The sequence below is a fragment of the Variovorax endophyticus genome (assembly GCF_025376855.1).
Taxonomy (GTDB): domain Bacteria; phylum Pseudomonadota; class Gammaproteobacteria; order Burkholderiales; family Burkholderiaceae_C; genus Variovorax.
The window spans coordinates 91,257-112,541 of the sequence record NZ_JAHUTH010000024.1; the positions used below are offsets into that span (position 1 = coordinate 91,257).

The 21,285-nt window shown below is 69.7% G+C and carries 21 protein-coding genes and 1 other RNA gene; 4 read left to right on the plus strand and 18 right to left on the minus strand.

Going from position 1 to position 21,285, the window contains the following annotated elements; genetic code table 11:
- Positions 1–3 precede the first annotated feature (3 nt).
- From KV106_RS27560 to KV106_RS27610, 11 genes are all read right to left on the minus strand, one after another.
- The gene (locus tag KV106_RS27560; protein ID WP_261213864.1) at positions 4–717 is read right to left on the minus strand and encodes an ABC transporter ATP-binding protein; all 714 of its coding nucleotides are present in this window, start codon (positions 715–717) and stop codon (positions 4–6) included.
- Entirely contained in the window at positions 704–1,432 is a 729-nt protein-coding gene (locus KV106_RS27565) for an ABC transporter ATP-binding protein (RefSeq protein ID WP_261213865.1), read from the minus strand. The genes KV106_RS27560 and KV106_RS27565 overlap by 14 nt, the downstream gene beginning before the upstream one ends.
- A complete protein-coding gene (locus KV106_RS27570; RefSeq protein WP_261213866.1) occupies positions 1,429–2,523 on the minus strand; it encodes a branched-chain amino acid ABC transporter permease in 1,095 nt (364 codons plus the stop codon). The genes KV106_RS27565 and KV106_RS27570 overlap by 4 nt, the downstream gene beginning before the upstream one ends.
- A gap of 33 nt (positions 2,524–2,556) precedes the next feature.
- Complete coding sequence (locus tag KV106_RS27575; RefSeq protein ID WP_261213868.1) at positions 2,557–3,423, minus strand: ABC transporter permease subunit; 867 nt, start codon at positions 3,421–3,423, stop codon at positions 2,557–2,559.
- Between the two features lie 38 nt (positions 3,424–3,461).
- On the minus strand, positions 3,462–4,685 hold the full coding sequence (locus tag KV106_RS27580; RefSeq protein ID WP_057592525.1) for an urea ABC transporter substrate-binding protein: 1,224 nt from the start codon (positions 4,683–4,685) through the stop codon (positions 3,462–3,464).
- A gap of 65 nt (positions 4,686–4,750) precedes the next feature.
- Complete coding sequence (locus KV106_RS27585) at positions 4,751–6,151, minus strand: amidase (RefSeq protein ID WP_261213870.1); 1,401 nt, start codon at positions 6,149–6,151, stop codon at positions 4,751–4,753.
- 151 nt (positions 6,152–6,302) lie between these two features.
- A complete protein-coding gene (locus KV106_RS27590) occupies positions 6,303–7,715 on the minus strand; it encodes an amidase (protein WP_261213872.1) in 1,413 nt (470 codons plus the stop codon).
- Between the two features lie 61 nt (positions 7,716–7,776).
- Positions 7,777–8,016, minus strand: a complete 240-nt coding sequence (locus tag KV106_RS27595; protein WP_093341346.1) for a hypothetical protein — start codon at positions 8,014–8,016, stop codon at positions 7,777–7,779.
- 124 nt (positions 8,017–8,140) lie between these two features.
- Complete coding sequence (locus tag KV106_RS27600; protein ID WP_261213875.1) at positions 8,141–9,076, minus strand: AraC-like ligand-binding domain-containing protein; 936 nt, start codon at positions 9,074–9,076, stop codon at positions 8,141–8,143.
- 156 nt (positions 9,077–9,232) lie between these two features.
- Positions 9,233–9,682: a ribonuclease HI gene (gene rnhA / locus KV106_RS27605; protein WP_057594204.1), complete on the minus strand. Its 450-nt coding sequence runs from the start codon at positions 9,680–9,682 to the stop codon at positions 9,233–9,235.
- A gap of 39 nt (positions 9,683–9,721) precedes the next feature.
- Positions 9,722–10,507 carry a class I SAM-dependent methyltransferase gene (locus KV106_RS27610; protein WP_261213878.1) on the minus strand — a complete coding sequence of 262 codons (786 nt, stop codon included), beginning with the start codon at positions 10,505–10,507 and terminating at the stop codon, positions 9,722–9,724.
- Here KV106_RS27610 and gloB point away from each other — a divergent pair.
- The 3 genes from gloB (at position 10,506) to KV106_RS27625 (ending at position 14,717) form a co-directional block, all read left to right on the plus strand.
- On the plus strand, positions 10,506–11,285 hold the full coding sequence (gene gloB, locus KV106_RS27615; RefSeq protein ID WP_093341338.1) for a hydroxyacylglutathione hydrolase: 780 nt from the start codon (positions 10,506–10,508) through the stop codon (positions 11,283–11,285). The two genes, KV106_RS27610 and gloB, sit on opposite strands and share 2 nt — an antisense overlap.
- Positions 11,282–12,868: a transglycosylase SLT domain-containing protein gene (locus tag KV106_RS27620; protein ID WP_261213879.1), complete on the plus strand. Its 1,587-nt coding sequence runs from the start codon at positions 11,282–11,284 to the stop codon at positions 12,866–12,868. The genes gloB and KV106_RS27620 overlap by 4 nt, the downstream gene beginning before the upstream one ends.
- Positions 12,869–12,950: 82 nt before the next feature.
- A complete protein-coding gene (locus KV106_RS27625) occupies positions 12,951–14,717 on the plus strand; it encodes a monovalent cation:proton antiporter-2 (CPA2) family protein (RefSeq protein WP_057594208.1) in 1,767 nt (588 codons plus the stop codon).
- Between the two features lie 35 nt (positions 14,718–14,752).
- Here the strand turns inward: KV106_RS27625 and KV106_RS27630 are convergent, their stop codons facing one another.
- The 7 genes from KV106_RS27630 to dnaX form a co-directional block, all read right to left on the minus strand.
- Entirely contained in the window at positions 14,753–15,592 is an 840-nt protein-coding gene (locus KV106_RS27630; RefSeq protein WP_057594209.1) for an ABC transporter permease, read from the minus strand.
- Positions 15,589–16,404, minus strand: coding sequence for an ABC transporter ATP-binding protein (locus KV106_RS27635; RefSeq protein WP_057594210.1), 816 nt, complete (start codon positions 16,402–16,404; stop codon positions 15,589–15,591). The genes KV106_RS27630 and KV106_RS27635 overlap by 4 nt, the downstream gene beginning before the upstream one ends.
- A 74-nt stretch (positions 16,405–16,478) precedes the next feature.
- Positions 16,479–17,513 (minus strand): ABC transporter substrate-binding protein, encoded by a 1,035-nt coding sequence (locus KV106_RS27640; protein ID WP_057594211.1) that lies wholly within the window; start codon positions 17,511–17,513, stop codon positions 16,479–16,481.
- Positions 17,514–17,673: 160 nt separating this feature from the next.
- Complete coding sequence (locus KV106_RS27645; RefSeq protein WP_261213881.1) at positions 17,674–18,066, minus strand: MAPEG family protein; 393 nt, start codon at positions 18,064–18,066, stop codon at positions 17,674–17,676.
- A gap of 49 nt (positions 18,067–18,115) precedes the next feature.
- Complete coding sequence (recR, locus tag KV106_RS27650) at positions 18,116–18,706, minus strand: recombination mediator RecR (protein ID WP_057594213.1); 591 nt, start codon at positions 18,704–18,706, stop codon at positions 18,116–18,118.
- 24 nt (positions 18,707–18,730) lie between these two features.
- Positions 18,731–19,063, minus strand: a complete 333-nt coding sequence (locus tag KV106_RS27655; protein ID WP_007836669.1) for a YbaB/EbfC family nucleoid-associated protein — start codon at positions 19,061–19,063, stop codon at positions 18,731–18,733.
- A gap of 124 nt (positions 19,064–19,187) precedes the next feature.
- On the minus strand, positions 19,188–21,047 hold the full coding sequence (gene dnaX / locus KV106_RS27660) for a DNA polymerase III subunit gamma/tau (protein WP_261213890.1): 1,860 nt from the start codon (positions 21,045–21,047) through the stop codon (positions 19,188–19,190).
- Between the two features lie 118 nt (positions 21,048–21,165).
- On the opposite strand from dnaX, the gene ffs reads away from it, so the two are divergent.
- An RNA gene (gene ffs / locus KV106_RS27665) (signal recognition particle sRNA small type) lies at positions 21,166–21,262 on the plus strand.
- The last annotated feature ends 23 nt before the right edge of the window (positions 21,263–21,285 follow it).

A 21,285-nucleotide genomic window follows, 5' to 3' on the forward strand; every position in this document is an offset into this window, starting at 1 on the left:
GCTTCACAGCGAGAGGTGCTCGCGCACCGCCTGCGCGTTCATGGCGCCGGGCTCGATGCGCCCGACGATGCGGCCCTTCTCCATCACGTAGGCGCGCTCGCCCACGTCGAGGATGGTGTCGAGGTTCTGCTCGACGAACAGGATGGTGGTGCCGAGGTCGCGGCGGATCGCGCGCAGCACGTCGCAGATCAGCTGCACGATCGAGGGCTGGATGCCCTCCGAGGGTTCGTCGAGCAGCATCAGCGCCGGGTTGCCCACCAGCGCGCGGCCGATGGCGAGCTGCTGCTGCTCGCCGCCCGACATGGTGCCCGCGAGCTGGTCGCGCCGCTCGGCCAGGCGCGGGAAGTACTGGTAGACCAGCTCGGGCTGCTTGCGGCCGCGCGGGCCGCCGATCAGTTCGCCCACCATCAGGTTCTCGGCCACCGTCATGCGCGGGAACACCTCGCGCCCCTGCGGGACATAGCCGATGCCCAGCCGCGCGCGCGCATCGCTGGACAGCGTCTCGATGTCGCGCCCCAGGAAGCGGATGCCGCCGCCGCGCGTGCGCAGCAGGCCCATCAGGCAGCGCATGGTGGTGGTCTTGCCCACGCCGTTGCGCCCGATCAGCGCCACGATCTCGCCCTTGCCCACCGCCAGGTCGACGCCCTGGAGGATCGGCGTGGCGCCATAGCCGGCCTGCAGGCCGCGGATCTCGAGCACGGTCTCAGTGGTGTTCATGCGTCTTCCCCAGGTAGATCTCGGCCACGCGCGGATCGGCGATCACCTCGGCGATCGAGCCCTCGGCGAACACCTTGCCGAAGTGCAGCACGGTCACGCGCTGCGCGATCTGGCGGATGAAGGCCATGTCGTGCTCGACCACCAGCACCGTCATGCCCTCGGCATTGAGCTTCTGGATCAGCTCGCCGGTCTTGAAGGTCTCCTCGGGCGACAGCCCGGCCGTGGGCTCGTCCATCAGCAGCAGCACCGGCTTGAGCGCCAGCGCCATGCCGATCTCCAGCCACTGCTGCTGGCCGTGCGCCAGCTCGCCCGCGGGCTTGTCGGCATCGGCCGCGAGGTCCAGCAGCTCGAGCAGCCGGTCCTCCTCGCGCCGCAGCTCGGCCAGCCGCGCATGGTGCTGCAGCGCGATGTGGATGTTCTGCCGCACCGGCAGCTCGCGGAACACGCTGGGCGCCTGCATCTTGATGCTCATGCCCTGCTGCACGCGCTGGTAGGGCCGCTCGCCGGTCACCTCGCGGCCCTGGAACTCGATGCGGCCCTCGCTCGCTTCGTGGGTGCCGACGATCAGCTTGAACAGCGTGCTCTTGCCCGCGCCGTTGGGCCCGATCAGGCAATGGATCTCGCCGCAGCGCACCGAGAGGTCGACCTCCGACACCGCCGCATGGCCGCCGAAGCGCTTCGACAGGCCGTGGGTCTGCAACAGGACATCGCTCATGCGCGCACCTCCGCGGTCGTGGCTTCGGGCAGCTTCGACGGCGCCGCGGGCTTGGTGGCACCGCGCCGCGCGAACAGCCGCCGCGCCACGTTCGCCACGCCGATCACGAAGCCCTGCGGCGCCACCATCACGGTGCACAGCAGCATCGCGCCCATCAGCAGCAGCGCCGCCTGCTGGCTGTAGACCGTCAGCGCCTGGAAGGCCCAGAGCACCAGGAACGAACCGACCAGCGTGGCCGTGATGTCGCCGCGGCCCGAGAACGCGACCCAGACGATCGGCATCGCCGCGGCCGGCAGGCCGATGCTCGCGGGCGTGATGAACTGGCCCCAGGAGGTGTAGAGCACGCCGCTCAGGCCCGCCAGCGCGGAGCCGATCACGAAGGTGGCGAGCTGGTACTTGCGCACGTCGTAGCCGAGCAGCTCGGCGCGCTGCGGATCCTCGCGCACCGCCACCACCACGTTGCCGAAGCGCGAGTTCAGCAGGATGCGCAGGCCCAGGTAGACCACGAGGATCAGCGCCACCACCAGGTAGTACAGCGCCACGCCCTCGAAGAACAGCGGCTCGCCGCCGAACCACGGGATGTTCAGCGGCGCCATGTCCTTCATGCCGTTGAAGCCGTTGAGCCGCGCATTGCCGATGTGCCATTCGGGCCCGGCCGTCTGGCCGAGGAAGAAGGCCAGCACCAGCGTGGCCGACAAGGTGACGATGCCGAAGAACACGCCGCCCACGCGGCCCCAGATCATGAAGTAGCCGAGCACCGCCGCCGCCAGCGCGGCCAGGCCGAGGGCCAGCGCCAGCGCGAGGAAGGTGGTGCCCGACTCGCCGCCCAGGTTGGTGGCCAGCACGCCGTAGCCGTAGCCGGCCACGCCGAAGAAGAAGGTCTGGCCGAAGGACAGCATGCCGCCGTAGCCCCAGACCAGGCACAGGCCCATGGCCATGAAGGTCCAGGTCAGCAGGTAGGCCATGTTGCCGACGTCGTAGGAATCGGCGACGGCCGGGTACGCGAGCACCAGGACCAGCACGGCGAGGAAGGGAAGCCAGAAGACGCGGCTGGCGCCCAGCGTCTGCGGCCCGTTGATGAGTTGGAACATGCGAGAAGGACTCCGTGCAGGGGAAGACGCCGTTCAGCGGGTGCGCCGGGCCAGCCAGCCCGACACCCCTTCGGGCAGGATGCGGATCACCACGATCACCGCCAGCAGCATTCCGATCTGACCCACGATCTGGCCGCCCCAGCCGTTGAGGCCGGTGCGGATGACCGCGAGCAGGACGCCGGCCGGCGCGGTGCCCAGCAGCACGTTGGCGCCGCCCACCACCACCGTGACGAAGCTCTCGACCAGGAAGGCCGCGCCCATGGTCGGGATCAGGGTCATGGTCGGCGCATAGAGCGCGCCGCACAGCCCCGCGAGGCCGGCGCCGATGCCGAAGCTCAGCGCGTACACGCGGCCCACGCGCACGCCGGTGGCCTGCGCGATCGAGGCGTTCTGCATGGTGGCGCGCGCATGCACGCCGAAGCGGGTGCGCATGAAGACCAGGTAGATGCCGCCGAGCACCGCCACCGCGGCCGCGAACAGCACCAGCCGGTAGACCGAGAAGCTGTAGCCGCCCACGCTGAAGCTGCCCTCGGGCGTGCCCACGCCCGCGAGCGTGGAGCCGAACACCAGCAGCATGCCCTGCGTGACGATCAGGCTCAGGCCGAAGGTGGCGAGCAGCGAGTCGAGCGGCCGCTTGTAGAGCTTGCGCACCAGGCTCCACTCCACGGCCATGCCGATCAGGCCGGCCGCGAGCGTGCCGCACAGCTGCGCGAGCGGCAGCGGCAGCCCGCCGTGCACCAGGCCCACGGTGACGTAGGCGCCGCACATGATGAACTCGCCGTGCGCCATGTTGATCACGCCCATCATCCCGAACACCACGGCCAGGCCGGCCGCCGATAGGATGAGGAACGCGAACACGTCGGCGAACTGGTAGAGGAAGGAGAAGATTTCGGCGAACACCGCGGCTCCCGGTCAGTGGCTGGCTGCTGCAAACGCGCTCAGGACTTCTTCGGCAGGTCCGAGGGCGTGTACTGCTTGCGGTCGTTCTTCTTCGTCAGGTCGCAGCCGATCTGGCCGAGCCAGTAGGGCTGGATGGTCCCGTAGTCCTTGAGCACCTTCACCGCATGCTTGTCGTCGACCGAGATCAGCCGCATCTGGTGCGACACGTGCTGGCTCTTGGGATCGATGCAGACCTTGCCCTCGGCGGCCTCGATGCAGGCGTCGCCGGCGGCGATCACCTTGCGCAGGTCGGCCAGCTTGGTCGACTTGGCCTTCTCGACCAGCGTCTTGTACATGTAGAGCGCGTTGTAGGCGTTGTAGCCCATGTCGTTGATGTAGGGCTCGTTCGGGAACTTGGCATGCCAGCGCTTCTTGAACTCGGTGGCCGCGGGCGTGTCGATCTCCTCGAACCAGTTGGCCGTGGCATGCATGCGGTTGAGCGCGGGCGGCGCGAAGCGCTTGTGCTCGAAGCCCAGCATCACCTTCACCGACGAGCCCATCGGCAGGTTCAGCTTGGCGGCCGCGGCCTGCTCGAAGAAGGAGTCCTGCGCCGCGCCCACGTTGAGCATCAGCAGCCAGTCGGGCTTGGCCTTCTGGATGTTCTGGATCGTCTGCGCGAACTGCGACACGCCCAGCGGGATGAACTCCTCGCCCACCACGGTGCCGCCCAGGTCCTTGAGGATGGTGCGGTTCCACTCGGCGGAGATCTGGCCGAAGTTGTAGTCGGCCGCCACCACGTAGACCTTCTTGCCGAAGGTCTGGACCATGTAGGGGATCAGCGTGGAGAACTGCTGCTCGGGCACCGCGCCCATGCTGATCATGTTGGCGTCGCACACGCCGCCCTCGTACTGGTTGGTATAGAAGTACGGCGTCTGCGTGCGGTCGACGATCGGGCGCACCGCCTCGCGCGAGGCCGAGGTGATGCCGCCGATCAGCAGGTCGACCTTGTCCTTGCTCAGCAGGCGCCGCGTGAACTCCTGGTAGCGCGCGTTGTCGCCCTGCGGATCGAGGTGGATCAACTCGATCTGCCGGCCCATGATGCCGCCGGCCTTGTTGATCTCCTCCACGGCCAGCAGCGAGCCGTTGAGCTTGGGCTTGCCGAGCACGGCGAGGTCGCCCGAGACGTCTTCCATCAGGCCGATCTTCAGCGGATCGGCGGCCATCGCCGAGGTGGCCAGCGCCAGCGTGCAGCCCAGGGAGAGAAGCGCATTGCGTAGTGTCATGGTGGTGCTTTCGAGGGAAGAGAAAAAGAACGAGGGAGAACGAGGAAAGGGGAAGCCCGCGGCGCTCACAGCGCGGGATGGCGGCGGTGCCAGTCGGTGAGCTGCTGGAAGGCCGCGCCGGCGCGCACCAGCAGCGCCTCGTCGAAGTGGCGCGACACGAACTGGAAGGCCACCGGCATGCCCGCGGGCGTGAAGCCGCCGGGCAGCGTGATCGTGGGGCTGCCGGTCATGTCGAACGGGCAGGTGTAGCGCAGCATCGCGGCCATCAGCTCGGCGTCGACACCCATCTGCGCCATGCGCTCCATGGTCGGCGAGGCGATGCCGGTGGCCGGGATCAAGAGCAGGTCGATGTCCTCGAACATCGCGCGCACGCGGCCGCTGAAGTCGTGGCGGTGCAGCACGATCTTCTGGTAGTCGGTGCCGCTTTGCGCCAGGCCCAGCTCGATCAGGCCGGCCACGGCCGGGCCGTACATCTCCTTGCGCGCCGGATAGGTCTTCTCGTGCACCACCGCGGCCTCGATGCCGCACAGCGGGAACCAGTCGGCCAGCGCCTGCGCCGGATCGGGAAGGCGCACCTCGCGCAGTTCGCCGCCCAGCGTCTTCACCGCGGCAACCGCGGCATCGAAGACCTCGCGCGTCGGCGCGTCCACGCCCTCGGTGGCCCAGCGCAGGTCGATGCCCACGCGCAGCCCGGCCAAGCCCCGGCCGATGTCGGCCAGGTAGTCGGGCACCGGCAGCAGGCTGGCGGTGGGATCGTTCGCGTCGGCGCCCGCGATGGCGCCGAGCATCGCGCCGGCATCGGCGGCGCTGCGCGTCATCGGGCCGATGTGGTCGAGCGTGGCGGCGAGCTCGAAGGCGCCGTGGCGGCTCACGCGGCCCCAGGTCGGCTTCAGGCCCGTGAGTCCGTTGGCGGCCGAGGGAAAGCGGATCGATCCTCCCGTGTCGGTGCCCAGCGAGCCGTAGCACAGGCCCGCCGCGGTGGCCACGCCCGAACCGCTCGAGGACACGCCCGGCCAGTGCGCCGCGTTCCATGGGTTGACCGGCGGCGACACGCTCGGATGGTGGTCGGCATAGGCGCTCTCGGTGAGCTGCAGCTTGCCGAGGATCGGCGCGCCGGCCTCGCGCAGCTTGCGCACCACGGTGCCGTCGACCTCGGGCACGAAGTCCTGGTAGAGCGTCATGCCGGCGGCCGTGGGCACGCCCGCGGTCCAGCACAGGTCCTTCACCGCCACCGGCACGCCGTGCAGCGGGCCGCGCGATTCGCCGCGCGCGATCTCGGCGTCGGCGCGTTTGGCCTCGGCCAGCGCCGAATCGGCCATCACGCGCACATAGCTGCGCAGGCCGCCGTCGACCTGCCCGATGCGGTCGAGCTGGGCCTGCGTGACCTCGACGCTCGAGAGTTCCTTCGACTGGATCAGGCGGCCGACTTCGAGCAGTTCGAGGTAGTGCAGATCGGTGTTCGGCATGGTGTGGAGGCTCCGTTCGTTGGGGATGGAAAAGGGGGCGGCCTGTAGGAAGACGCCGACATCGAAGGTATAGAAGCGCCGCCTTCGCGGCTTGGCTCGCAGCGCCATCGCGATGTGCTGGCGCGGCCAGTCGGTGGGTGGGTTGGCGCTTTCAGGCCAGCGCGGGCGCGCGGCGGTGGAAATCGGTGGCCTGCTGGAACGCATGGCCCGCGCGCAGCAGCGCGGCCTCGGCGAAGGGCCGGCCGATCAGCTGCATGCCGATCGGCAGGCCGTCGGGATCGAAGCCGCAGGGCACGTTGAGCGAGGGCAGGCCCGTGAGGCTGGCCACGCCGGTGAACTGCATGATCGCGGACAGCATGTCCTCGGGCCGGCCCGGCTCGATCTCCACGCTGGTTTCGCCGATGCGCGTGGCCGCGAAGGGCAGCGAGGGACAGACGAACACGTCGACGCGGCGGAAGGCCTCGAGGAACTCGGCGCGCAGCAGCGCGCGGTAGCGCTGCGCCTGCAGGTAGTGGGTGGCCAGCAGCATCTCGCCGGCCTCGAGCAGGGTGCGCACGTCGTCGCCGTAGTCGCCGGGCCGCTCGCGCAGGCTGCGCTGGTGGTAGGTGCTGGGCTCGGCCGACTCGATGGTGAGCTGGGCCGAGATGTTGCCGTGGATGTGGCCGATGTCGACCTCGACCACCTGCGCGCCGAGTTCGACGAAGGCCGCGATCGCGGCCTTCACGGCGTCGTGCACCGGTGCCTGCAGGTGCTCGAAGAAGTAGCCCGGCACGATGCCGATGCGCAGGTGGCGGCAGCCGCCCTCGAGGTCCTGCAGGTAGTCGTCCGCCGCGCGCGGCGCGCTGGCCGCATCCTTCGGATCGAAGCCCGCGATGGCGCCGAACATCAGCGCGCAGTCCTCCACGCTGCGGGCCATCGGGCCCACCGTGTCCATGCTCCAGGCCAGCGGGATCACGCCGTGGTTGCTGACCCGGCCATAGGTGGGCCGCAGCCCGACGATGCCGTTGATGGCCGAGGGCAGCCGGATCGAGCCGCCGGTGTCGGTGCCGATGGCGCCGAAGCACAGGCGCGCGGCCACCGCCACGGCCGAGCCGCCGCTGGAGCCGGCCGGGAAGCGCTCGGTGTCCCAGGGGTTGCGCACCGCGCCGTAGTGCGGGTTGGCCGAGGTGCCGCCCCAGGCGAACTCGTGCATGTTGGTCTTGCCGATGAACAGCGCGCCGGCCTGGCGCAACCGCGTGGCGACAGTGGCGTCGGCCTCGGGCACCCAGTCGGCCAGCAGCTTGCTGCCGGCCGTGGTGCGGCTGCCGCGCAGCGCGACGTTGTCCTTGAGCGCCAGCGGCACGCCATGCAGCGGGCCGAGCTCGTGGCCCGCGGCCGACAGCATCTCGGCCGCGCGCGCGACCTGCAGCGCCTGTTCCTCGAACACGGTGATGAAGGACCTGAGCACGCCGTCGTGGGCACGGATACGCGCGAGCGAGGCCTCGACCAACTCCACCGGCGAGACCTTGCGCGCGCGCACCAGGCGCGCGGCTTCGGCCAAGCCCAGGTTCGCGATGTCGTTCATCGAAGTACCTCCGTGCTTCGCACTGCGGTGCGAGCTTGCTTGGGGCGGCCCGGCGCGGCGCTCATGCGCCCTCCTCCGGCAGCTCGTGCGCATGCGTGAAGGCCGTGACCGGCATCAGCGCCTGCCGCGCGGGATCGCTCATCTGCGCGCTGAGCGCATTGGCGGCGGGAATCCAGGCCTGCAGCACGGCATCGACCGCGGCCAGCCGCTCGGGGCTCAGGTCGAGGCCGGCGCAGCGCGCCAGCGCGGCGGTGTCGATCGCCGGCGGGGCATCGGAGGGGGCGGATGAGGGGGAAGGCATCGTCGTTTCCTTGCGTGAAGCGCCCGTCTGGGGGCTGGCTTCACGATAGGCAACGACGCGGTTCGCGGCTTGGCTGCGCCTGCCATCGCGATGGGCTGGAACCGCCAGCCACGGAGTGCCGCGCTCAGTGGCGGCGCAGCAGGGTCTGCGGCGTCACGCCGTAGGCCTTCTTGAACACGCGGCAGAAATGCGAGAGGTCGCTGAAGCCGTGCTGGAACGCGGCCTGCGTGACCTGCCGCACCCGGCCTTCGCTGAGCGCCGCGTGGCTGGCCTCGAGCCGCTGCTTCCACAGGTGCTGGATCGGCGTGCTGCCGTATTCGGCGAACACGCGCGCCAGCGTGCGCGCCGACACGTGCTGCGCCGCGGCGATCTGCTCCACGTCGAGCTCGCAGTCGTCGAGGTGCGCGGCGATGTACTCGCGCGTGCGCTGGTAGAGCTGGGCATGCGAGGACAGCGCGGCCTCGGCGCCGTCGCTCTGCACCTGCAGCACGGCCGAGAGCATGTCGAGCATCGAGCCCGCGAGGCTGGCCTCCATGGCCTCGCTGCCCGAGAGCTCGAGGCTCGCCGCCTCGCGGATCATGTGGCCGAGCAGCCGCGCCGTGGGATGGCCCTCGGCCAGGTGCATCGCCGTGAGGTTGTGGGCCTCGGGAAAACGGCACAGCAGTTGCCGACGCGGAATGCGAACCAGCAGCGTGGACTCGGGCGCGAGGTCGAAGCTGAAGGGCCGCGCGGCGTCGTAGAGCACGATGTCGCCGTTGCGCTGCACCACTTCCCGCCCCGACTGCGAGAGCACGCCGTGGCCCGACACCATCAGGCTCAGCATGAAGTCCTCGTTGGGACCGCTGCGCAGGTGCTGGGCATCGCGCTCCCAGACATGGCGCGGCGAGGACATCTCGGCCAGCGCGAGCTTGCCGAGCGAGCGCAGCCTGAAGCGCGCGTTGAAATGCTCGCGGTCGGGCACCACGCTCTTGGCCGGGATCAGGTGCTGGCACACCACGTCGCTCCAGTACGCAAAGCGCTGGGCGTCGTCGACCGTGTCGGTGGAGTAGTCGAGGTGCATGCTGCGAGCGAAGGGTTGGAAACCATCTCTCGATGGCCGTCGCAACGCCTCAAGCAACATCCATGCCCTTGCCGAGGCCTGCTCGCGCACTCTAGCGTGCGGGCCTCGCTTCCCTCTGAGGGCTGACCCGTAGTCTCCGCGTGTTCAGCCGCCCGTTCAGCCGCGGCCAAGCGCCTTGTCCACGCCCTTGTTGGCGAGCATGTCGGCGCGCTCGTTGCCCGGGTCGCCCGAATGGCCCTTGACCCAGCGCCACTCGATGGCGTGGCCGCCCTCCTGCACCAGCTTGTCCAGCCGCTGCCAGAGCTCGACGTTCTTCACCGGCTGCTTGGTCGAGGTGAGCCAGCCCTTGGCCTTCCAGCCGCGGATCCACTCGGTGATGCCCTGGCGCACGTACTGGCTGTCGAGGTAGAGCGTGACCTTGCAGGGCCGCTTGAGCGCGGCCAGGCCTTCGATCACGGCCGTGAGCTCCATGCGGTTGTTGGTGGTGTTCAGCTCGCCGCCGAACAGCTCCTTCTCGGTGGGGCCCGACTTGAGCCAGGCGCCCCAGCCCCCGGGGCCGGGATTGCCCTTGCAGGCACCATCGGTGTAGATCACGACTTCGTTCAAGCTCTCTGTTCCTTCATTTCTTCACTGTCGATATTCACGTCATTCGCGGTCGGCGCGGCGTCCCTGCCGGTGCACCTTGCCCGCGATCGGCACCGGCGCCGTGGCGCGGGCGCTGGCGCGGCGCCACTCGGGGCTCAAGAGGCGCATGCCGCGCACGCGCTTGACCGCCACCAGGAAGTAGGCCGCGCCGAAGATCGGCCACCAGCGCTCGCCGGCCACGTCCATCCAGCGGCTGCGCTCGAGCCAGGCCTCGCTGCGCGCGGCCGGCCGGTAGACGCCGAAGCGCCCCGACTCGACCTCGAAGCTCAACAGGCGCAGCCAGTCGCGCATGCGCCAGTAGCCGATGAACTCGCCGCCCTCGGGCAGGAAGAGTTCGCCGAAGCCCAGGCGCCGGTACAGGTGCGCGCGGCGCTGCCGCATGCCCCAGAGGCTGGTCGGGTTGAGCCCGCAGATCACCACCCGGCCTTCGGGCACCAGCACCCGCTCGACCTCGCGCAGGGTGGCGTGCGGGTCGGGGCTGAGCTCGAGCGCATGCGGCAGCACCACCAGGTCCAGGCTGTTGGCCGCGAACGGCAGGGCCGCGAAATCGGCCAGCAGCACGGCCTGCGGCGCCTGCGCCAGGTGCGCCGGGTCGTCGAGCGCCAGCCAGCGGTGCGGCATGCGGTTGGCGCGCAGGCCCTCGACCTGGGCCGCCCCGAGCTGCAGCGCGTGGTAGCCGAAAACGTCGGCCACGGCCTGGTCGAACTGGGCTTGTTCCCAGGCGAGAAGGTAGCGTCCGGGGGGGGTCGCGAACCACTCCTGCAAACCTATAATTTGACCGCTCATGACCCTCGTTCCGCTGCCCGCCTTCGCCGACAACTACATCTGGATGCTGCAGGACGGGTCCAACGCGATCGTGGTGGACCCGGGCGATGCCCGGCCGGTGCTCGACGCACTGGCAAGCGGCAAGCTGCAACTGGCCGCGATTCTAGTCACGCACCATCACGCCGATCACACGGGCGGCGTGGCCGAGCTGCGCGCCGCCACCGGCGCCGCGGTGTGGGGTCCCAGGCACGAGCGCATCCCCGAGCCCTACGCACCGCTGGTGCAGGGCGACCATGCCGACGCGCTGGGCCTGCGCTTCGAGGTGATCGACGTGCCGGGCCACACGGCCGGCCACATCGCCTACTTCCTGCCCGCGGCCGAGGGCCGCGCGCCGCTGCTGTTCTGCGGCGACACCCTGTTCTCGGGCGGATGCGGGCGCCTGTTCGAGGGCACGCCCGCGCAGATGCTGGCCTCGCTCGACGCGCTCGCCGCGCTGCCCGGCGACACCCGTGTCTGCTGCGCCCACGAGTACACACTTTCTAACCTGCGCTTCGCCCAGGCGGTGGAACCCGGCAACACCGACCTGACTCAGTACCGGGCGCATTGCGAAAGCCTGCGCGCCCAGGGCGAGCCCACGCTGCCGTCGCAGCTGGCCCTCGAACGCCGGATCAACCCCTTTCTTCGCAGCCGCGAAGCCACTGTCCTTCGAGCGGTGCGCGCGCACGCCGAGCTGTCCCCCGACGCGGGCGAAGCCGACGTGTTCGCCGCGCTGCGCCAATGGAAAAACGACTTCCGATGAAACTCACCGCTGCCGCCTGCCTCGCAGGCATCCTGTTGCTCGCCGGCTGCGCGGGCACCGGCACCCCCTCCTCCTCGTCTTCCTCCTCCCCCTCCTCTTCCCCCACCGCCGGCGGCACCGGCTCCCTCGCCGCCAGCCGCGCCGCGCCCATCTACCCGAGCGGCCAGCTCGCACCCATCGCCAGCAGCGAGGCGCGCTCGCAGAGCGTGGTCACGCTGGCCCCGCCGGCCGACATGTGGGACCGCATCCGCCGCGGCTTCAAGATGCCCGACCTCGACAACGACCTCGTGCGCGACCGCGAGCAGTGGTATGCGAGCCGGCCCGACTACATCCAGCGCATGACCGAGCGCTCGAACAAGTACATCTTCCACATCGTCGAGGAGCTCGAGCGGCGCAACATGCCCACCGAGCTGGCGCTGCTGCCCTACATCGAGAGCGCCTTCAACCCGCAGGCCGTGTCGAGCGCGCGCGCCGCCGGCATGTGGCAGTTCATGCCGGCCACCGGCACCGACTTCGACCTCAAGCAGAACATCTTCCGCGACGACCGCCGCGACGTGGTGGCCTCCACGCGCGCCGCGCTCGACTACCTGCAGAAGCTCTACAACATGTTCGGCGACTGGCAGCTCGCGCTGGCCGCCTACAACTGGGGCGAAGGCAGCGTGAGCCGCGCCATCGCCAAGAACCAGCGCCTGGGCCTGCCCACCACCTACAGCGACCTCACGATGCCGGCCGAGACCCGCATGTACGTGCCCAAGCTGCAGGCGGTGAAGAACATCGTGGCCAACCCGCAGGCCTTCAACGCCGAACTGCCGGTGATCGCCAACCACCCCTACTTCCAGACCGTGCCGCTCACGCGCGACCTCGACGTGGAACTGGCCGCCAAGCTCGCCGACGTGCGCATCGAGGACTTCCGCGCGCTCAACCCGGCGGCCCACAAGCCGGTGCTGATCGCCGCGGGCACCTCCGAGATCCTGCTGCCCTGGGACAACGCCGCCGTGTTCCAGCGCAACTTCGACGCCTACACGCAGGGCCAGTACGCGAGCTGGACCGCCTGGGTCGTGCCCAACACCATGACGGTGGCCGACGCCGCCCAGCGCGCCGGCATGAGCGAGTCGGACCTGCGCGCGCTCAACAACGTGCCGCCGCGCATGCTGATCAGGGCCGGCTCCACGTTGATCGTGCCGCGCGGCGCGCGCGTCAAGGAGGACGTGGCGGCGGTGGTGGCCGACAGCGGCCACCTGAGCTTCCAGCCCGAGATCGTCACGCGCCGTACCACCGTCAAGGCCGGCCGCAGCGACAGCGTGGCGAGCATCGCGCGCCGCTACAACCTCAAGCCCGCGAGCGTCGCCGAGTGGAACGACGTCAAGCCCAACCATGCCTTCAAGCGCGGCATCAGCGTGGTGGTCTACCTGCCGGTGCGCGCCGCCCCGGCCGCGCGCGTCGGCAGCGGTGCCGGTCCGCGCGGACGGCCGGTCGCGCAGGTCAAGCGCGGCAGCAACGTGAGCAAGGTGCCGGCCAGCGCCTCGAGCAAGCAGGTGGTGCGCGAGAAGCGCGGCGGCACGCCCTCGAAGAAGAAGCGCTGAAGCAGCGCCCGGGCGGCGGCAGGGCCGGTGCATCGCCTTTCGCGGCGCCGGCCACGAACGAATAAATCAGGAGGGCCATGCCATGGCAGTGGAAGGAAGCGCGGGCGATCTCGTCAAGGTCGTGACGCTGTTGGGGGCCGCGGTGGTCGCGGTGCCGCTGTTCAAGCGCATCGGGCTCGGCTCGGTGCTCGGCTACCTGGCCGCGGGGCTGGCCATCGGCCCGTTCGGCTTCGGCCTGTTCACCGATCCCCAGACCATCCTGCACACGGCCGAACTCGGCGTCGTGATGTTCCTGTTCGTGATCGGCCTCGAGATGCGGCCCTCGCACCTGTGGAGCATGCGGCGCGACATCTTCGGCCTCGGCAGCCTGCAGGTGGTGGTCTGCGGCTTCCTGCTGACCGGCGTGGGCATGGCCTTCGGCTTCCCGCTCGCCGTGTCCTTCGTCTGCGCGATGGGCTTCGTGCTGACCTCCACCGCCATCGTGATGCAGCTGCTCGGCGAACGCGGCGACATCGCGGCGCCGCGCGGCCAGAAGATCGTCGCCGTGCTGCTGTTCGAGGACCTGCTGATCGTGCCGCTCTTGGCCATCGTGGCCTTCATCGCGCCGCCCGACGCCACGCAGCACGCCGTCGAGGCCGGCTCGCGCTGGATCGGCGTGGGCATCGCGCTGGCCGCGCTCGCGGCGCTGGTGGCGGCCGGCATCTGGCTGCTCAACCCGCTGTTCCGCGTGCTCGCCAACTCGAAGGCGCGCGAGGTCATGACCGCGGCCGCGCTGCTGGTGGTGCTGGGCGCGGCGCTCTTGATGCAACTCGGTGGCCTTTCGATGGCCATGGGCGCGTTCATCGCGGGCGTGCTGCTGTCCGAATCCACCTTCCGCCACCAGCTCGAGGCCGACATCGAGCCCTTCCGCGGCCTGCTGCTCGGGCTGTTCTTCATCGGCGTGGGCATGTCGCTCGACCTCGCGGTGGTGGCGCGCAACTGGCAGCTGATCCTGGCCGGTGTGCTGTCGATGATGGTGGTGAAGTCACTGTGCATCTACGCGGTGGCGCGGCTTGCGAAGAGTTCGCGCGCCGACGCGCTCGACCGCGCGGTGCTGATGGCCCAGGGCGGCGAATTCGCCTTCGTGCTGTTCTCCTCCGCACTCGCCGCGGGCGTGATCAGCCCGGTGGTCAACGCCAACATGACGGCGGTGGTGGTGCTCTCGATGGCGCTCACGCCGCTGGTGGTGCTCGCGCACCGCCGCTTCGCGCCGGCCGCGGCCGAGTCGATGGACGGCATCGACAAGGCCGAGGACCTGGTCGGCAACGTGCTGGTGATCGGCTTCGGCCGCTTCGGACAGATCGCGGTGCAGGGCGCGCTGGCGCGCGGTGCCTCGATCGCGATCATCGACACCGACACCCAGGTGATCCGCGATGCCGCCCTGTTCGGCTTCAAGGTCTACTACGGCGACGGCTCGCGCGCCGACGTGCTGCATGCCGCGGGCGCCCACGGCGCGCGCGTGATCATGGTCTGCGTGAACGACAAGGCCGCCACCACGCGCATCGTCGAGCTGCTCAAGGCCGAGTTCCCGCATGCGCAGCTGCTGGTGCGCGCCTACGACCGCGAGCACATGCTCGAGATCGGCAAGCTCAACGTCGACTTCCAGATCCGCGAGACCTTCGAATCGGCGATGGCCTTCGGCCGCCAGGGCGTGCTGGCGCTCGGCGCCTCCGACACCGAGGCCGACGAGGTGATCGACGAGCTGCGGCGGCGCGACGCGGAGCGCGTGGTGCTCGAGATGGCCGGCGGCATCTTCGCGGGCCGCGCGCTGGTGCAGGTGAACACCGAGGCGCACGGCAAGAACGCCTGAGCGCACCCGAGCTCGTTCTCGGGCCGCCGCGCGGTTCAGAGCTTCTCGGTCTCGCCGCTGCGCGGCTGCCACTTCATGAGCCGCTTCTCGATCAGGCCCACCAGCGCATCGAGCGCGAGCGCGAAGGCCGTCAGCACCACGATGCCCGCGAACACGGTGTTGACGTCGAAGGTGCCCTCGGCCTGCAGGATCAGGTAGCCGACGCCGCGCGCCGAGCCCAGGTACTCGCCCACCACGGCGCCCACGAAGGCCAGGCCCACCGAGGTGTGCAGGCTCGAGAACACCCAGCTGGTGGCGCTCGGCAGGTAGACGGTGCGCAGCAGCTGGCGCTGGTTGGCGCCCAGCATGCGTGCATTGGCGAGCACCACCGGGCTCACCTCGCGCACGCCCTGGTAGACGTTGAAGAACACGATGAAGAACACCAGCGTGACGGCCAGCGCCACCTTGCTCCAGATGCCGAGGCCGAACCACAGCGCGAAGATCGGCGCGAGGATCACGCGCGGCATCGAATTGGCGGCCTTGATGTAGGGATCGAGGATCAGGCTCGCGGTGGGCGCGAGCGCGAGCCACAGCCCGCAGCCCAGGCCCAGCACGGTGCCGATGCCGAAGGCCAGCACGGTCTCGAGCAGCGTGGTGCCCAGGTGCAGGTAGATGTCGGCATTGCCCTTGAGCCCGTCGGGGAACAGCGGGTTGGCCGGCACCTCGAAGGGCAGGAACCAGCTCCAGATGCGCCCGGCCACCTGGATCGGCTCGCCGAGGAAGAAGGCCACCTGCTGGTTGCGCGAGGCCAGGTGCCAGCCCACGAGGATCACGACCAGCAGCACCAGCTGCCAGAAGCGCGCGTTGCGTTCGTTGAGGGCCAGGCGCGACATCATGCGGCCTTCTTCAGTTGCTGCGCGTAGCCCTTGAGCACCTCGTCGCGCAGCACCTCCCAGATCTGGGTGTGCAGCTCGACGAAGCGCGGCTGGGTGCGCACCTCGGCCACGTCGCGCGGGCGCGGCAGGTCGATCTCGAATTCGCCGATCGGATGGGTCGCGGGTCCGGCCGAGAGCACCACCACGCGGTCGCTCATCGCGATCGCTTCGTCGAGGTCATGGGTGATGAACAGCACGGCCTTCTTCTTCGCGCTCCACAGGTCGAGCACCTCGTTCTCCATCAATTGCCGGGTCTGGATGTCGAGCGCGCTGAAGGGCTCGTCCATCAGGATGATGTCGGGATCGAGCACCAGCGTCTGCGCTAGCGCCACGCGCTTGCGCATGCCGCCCGAGAGCTGGTGCGGATAGCGGTCGCCGAAGCCCGCGAGGCCCACGCGCGCGAGCCAGGCCTCGGCTTCGCGGCGCGCTTCGGCATCAGGCACGCCGCGGTACTGCAGCCCGACCATCACGTTGTCGATGGCGCTGCGCCAGGGCATCAGCGCCTCGGTCTGGAACATGTAGCCCGCGCGCGCATTGATGCCCGAAAGCGGCTGGCCGAACACCTTGACCGTGCCGGACGAGGGCTGCAGCAGCCCCGCGCCGATGTTGAGCAGGGTCGACTTGCCGCAGCCCGTGGGACCGACCACCGACACGAACTCGCCGGCGCGCACGCGCAAGGTGGTGTCGGCCACCGCGGTGTAGCGCTGGCCGGGGTCGTCCTTCGAATGGAAGATGCAGCTGATCGAGAGGAGTTCGAGTGCGTGGTCGGACATGGCGGAACTGGATGGCTGGCGATGCGCGTCCCCCAGAAAAAACCCGGCCGAAGCCGGGTCGCGGGACATCGAGGTCAGGCCTTGAACCTGTCCTTCGCTCGCCGTGCGAAATCGTTGGTGTAGGTTTTCGCCAGGTCGATCTTGTCGGCCTTGACGGAGGTGTCGAAGCTCGCGATCGCGGCCAGCGCGGTCTTGGGTCCCTCGGACGGCACGATGCCGTCGGGCGCGATCGATTCGCGCACCTTGTCGAACGAGGCGAGGTAGAGCGCGCGGTCGCCGAGCAGGTAGGTCTCGGGCACGGTCTTGATGATGTCGCCCGGGCCCGCGGTCTGCAGCCACTTGAGGCCGTGCACGATCGCGTTGGCCAGCGCCTGGCAGGTGTTGGGGTTCTTCTGCACGAAGTCGACCGGCGCATAGAGGCAGGCGGCCGGCATCGGCCCGCCGAACACCTGCTGCGTGCCCTTGAGCGTGCGGGTGTCGCTGATGATCTTCACGTCGCCCTTCTGCTCGAGCATGGTCATCACGGGGTCGGTGTTGCTGATGGCGTCGATCTGGCCCGAGCGCAGCGCGGTGAGCGCGCCGGCGGCGACGCCCACGCCGATGTAGCTCACGTCGCTGGCCTTGAGGCCGCCGCGCGAGAGCACGAGGTTGGCCACCATGTTGGTCGACGAGCCCGGCGCCGAGACGCCGATCTTCTTGCCCTTGAGGTCGGCGATGCCGGCATAGCTCGACATGTTCTTGGTCGATACGCCCATCGCGATCTGCGGCGCGCGGCCCTGCAGCACGAAGGCCTGGAAGAACTGGTTCTTGGCCTGCAGGTTGATGGTGTGCTCGTAGGCACCCGAGCACACGTCGGCCGAGCCGCCGACCACCGCCTGCAGCGCGCGCGCGCCGCCCGCGAAGTCGGAGATCTCGACGTCGAGCCCCTCGGCCTTGAAGTAGCCGAGCTGCTCGGAGATGGTGAGCGGCAGGTAGTAGAACGCCGCCTTGCCGCCGACCGCGATCGAGATCTTGGTTTTCTCCAGCTTCGGCTGCGCGAACACCCGCGGCAACGCGATGGTGGCGGCGGCGATGGCCGAGGCGGAGATGAGGGTGCGGCGGTGAAGCATGGAACGTGGCCTGCGGCGGCGTCTGGTGGCTCTGGAATTCGTCGAAACTGAATCGAGCTTAGGGGCGCGCGCAGGGTCGCTGCATCGGGGTCATCCCGTGCGGGTTTTCACGTAAGCATGAAGGCCTCTCACAGAGTGAAAAAGGCCACTCTCAGCCGCGCTATTTCGCGAGGAACAGGATCGCGATATTGACCAAGAAGGCGGCCGCCCAGACCGCGCTGCGCAGCGCCGGAATGCCCTGGATGTAGAGCGCGAGATAGGCCACGCGCAGCAGCACGTAGGCGATCGCGAGGCGGTCGATCCACAGCTGCGCGGCGCCGAGCTGGTGCGCGATGATCACCGCGCCGATGAAGAAGGGCAGCCCCTCGAAGCTGTTGGCCTGCGCGGCGTTGGCGCGCGCGCGCCAGCCCGCCTGCCTGGCGGCCCAGTCGCGCGGCTGCGCGTTGTCGCTGGGCCGGAAGGCGCCGGCCTTGGCGATCCAGGCCGCGAGGTACGGCAGGCCGCAGGCGATGAAGACGCACCAGTAGGCGACGGTGAGCAGCGACAGGGTCATGGTGTCTCCGGAATCTCTTGGATGCGCGGCGGCGGTGGCCGCCGCGGGATCAGCGCCGGTCGACCAGCGCGTGCGCGATGGTGCCGAGGTCCACGTACTCGAGCTCGCTGCCCGCGGGCACGCCGCGCGCGAGCCGCGTGACGGTGAGGCCGCGCTGGCGCAGCGCATCGCCGATGACATGCGCCGTGGCTTCGCCCTCGGCCGTGAAGTTGGTCGCGAGGATCACCTCGGCCACCGTGCCATCGAGCGCGCGCTCGAACAGCTTCTGCAGGCCCAGGTCCTTGGGACCGATGCCGTCGAGCGGGCTGAGCTTGCCCATCAGCACGAAGTAGTAGCCGCGAAAGGCGTTGGTGCGCTCGAGCGCGGCCTGGTCGGCCGGCGTCTCGACCACGCAGAGCTTGGTCGGGTCGCGCCGCACGTCGAGGCAGACATTGCACACCGGCATCTCGGTGAAGGTGTTGCAGCGCTCGCAATGGCGCACCTGACCCGCCGCCTGCTGCAGGGCGCGCGCGAGCAGCTGCGCGCCCTCGCGATCGTGCTGCAGCAAGTGGAAGGCCATGCGCGAGGCCGACTTGACGCCCACGCCCGGCAGGCGGCGCAGCGCATCGACGAGCGCGTCGAGGGAACCGGCGTCGGACACGTCAGCCTTGGTGGCGCGGCGGCATCAGAACGGCAGCTTCATGCCCGGGGGCAGGCCCGGCATGCCGGCGGTCAGCTTGCCCATCTTCTGCTCGCTGGTCTCCTCGGCCTTGCGCACGGCGGCGTTGAAGGCAGCGGCCACGAGGTCCTCGAGCATGTCCTTGTCGTCGGCCAGCAGGCTCGGGTCGATGGTGATGCGCTTGACGTCGTGCTTGCAGGTCATCACGACCTTCACGAGGCCGGCGCCCGATTCGCCCTCGACCTCGATGTGGGCCAGTTCTTCCTGGGCCTTCTTGAGGTTGTCCTGCATTGCCTGCGCCTGCTTCATGAGGCCGGCCAGTTGTCCTTTGTTGAACATCGTTGGTCCTGTGGATCGGTTGGGTGGATGGGAAAGGATAAGAGATGGAAGCGCAGCTGGCGGCGAAGCCTCGCCGCCGCAAGGGCCACGGCCGATTGTCGCCGCTGCGCGTGGCCCGCCGCGCTCAGGCCGGTTTGAGCGAGCCCGGGACGATCCTCGCGTCGAAGTCGCGCATCAGGGCCTGGATCTCGGGATCGCTGCGGATCGCCTCCTCGGCGATGCGCTGGCGCTCGTCGGCGGCGGCCTTGTTGCGGCGTGCCGGGCTGTCGACCACACCGCCGACCTCGATCGCGAGCTTGACCTCGTGGCCGATCGCGGCCAGCGCGGCGATCAGCTTCTCGCGGCTGGAGGGCTGGTTGAGCGACTCGCGCTCGATGCGCAGCAGCCACTGGTCGGTGTCGCGCGCCACCAGCTGCGACTGCAGCGCCAGTTCGCGCGTGAGCGCGGCGATGCTCTCGGCCGCGATCAACTGCGTGACGGTGGCGAACCAGAAATCGCCCTCCTCGCTCGGCGGGATCGGCGCGGCGGGTGCCTGGGCACCGTCGCGCGGCGTGTCGCGCGCGCCGGGCGGCGGCTGCACGCGCATCGGCACGGCGACCACCTGGGCGGGATCGGGTTCGGGCACGTCCTCGGGCGGACGCGCCTCGGGGCGGCGCACGGGCTGGTCGACGACCGGCAGGCGGTGGCCCGCGGGGGCGGCGGTCGACGGTTGCGCAGGTGCGGCAACGGGCGCCGGACGCGGCACTTCGGCCGACATGCTGCGCACCGGGATCGGCCGCGGCGGCTGCGCGGGGGCGGCAACGGGTGCCGGCGCCGCCGCCGGGGCGTCATTCAGAGTTTTTTTTTCCGCGGAGGCCGAGCCGGCCGCGTTCTGCGCAGGCTTGAACGCCAGCAGCCGCAGCAGCACCATCGTGAGCGCGGCGTATTCGTCGGGCGCGAGGCCGAGCTCGCCGCGGCCGTGCAGGCACAGGCTGTAGAGCAGTTGGGTCTCGTCGGCCGGCATCAGCAGCGCTAGCCGCGCGGTGTCGGCCGCGTCGGGGTCGGTGCTGGACGTGGCAGCCTCGGCGCGCGAAGGCACGGCCTGCAGCACCGCCATGGCCTGCAGCACCGCCGTCATTTCCTCGAGCGTGGAAGCGGCCGACATGCCGTCGATGCGCAGCGCCTCGGAGGTCTCGACCACGGTCTTGCCGTCGCCCTGCGCGAGCGCCTCGATCAGGCGGAACACATGGCCGCGGTCGACGCTGCCGAGCATCTGGCGCACGCCGGCCTCGACCAGCTCGCCGTTGCCGAAGGCGATCGCCTGGTCGGTCAGCGAGAGCGCGTCGCGCATCGAGCCGCGCGCCGCGCGCGCGAGCAGGCGCAGCGCCTGCGGCTCGGCCGGCACCTGCTCGGTCTGCAGCACCGAGGTCAGGTGCTCGAGCACCGTCTCGGGCGCCATCGGGCGCAGGTTGAACTGCAGGCAGCGCGACAGCACCGTGACCGGCACCTTCTGCGGATCGGTGGTGGCCAGCACGAACTTGAGGTACTCGGGCGGCTCCTCGAGCGTCTTCAGCATCGCGTTGAACGCGGTGTTGGTCAGCATGTGCACTTCGTCGATCATGAAGACCTTGAAGCGGCCCTGCACCGGCTTGTAGACCGCCTGCTCCAGCAGCGACTGCACCTCGTCCACGCCGCGGTTCGAGGCCGCGTCGAGCTCGGTGTAGTCGACGAAGCGGCCGGCGTCGATGTCGCGGCAGGCCTGGCACACGCCGCAGGGCGTGGCGGTGATGCCGCCCTGCCCGTCCGGCCCCTGGCAGTTGAGCGACTTGGCCAGGATGCGCGAGACGGTGGTCTTGCCCACGCCGCGCGTGCCGGTGAACAGGTAGGCGTGATGCAGGCGCTGGGTGGTGAGCGCGTTCTCGAGCGCCTGCACCACGTGCCCCTGACCGACCATCTCAGCGAAGGTTTTCGGACGGAACTTGCGGGCGAGCACGATATAGGACATTGCGCCCATTCTAAAAGCCGCGAAGGGGCCCTTCGGCGTCCGCCTCGCGCTTGTTTCTCATCGATCGATTCACCGCCCCGGCGAAGGGGGCAACGCGAGCGAGGTTAGAATCGACCCTGACGGGCCTCCCTGCATGGTGAAGTGGCCAACCGGGTCAGGTGGGGAACCAAGCAGCCCTAACTGCGTAGTCAGTGCCAGGGGTAAGGCTCGTCAACTTCTTCAGCGCTCTCGTTCCACC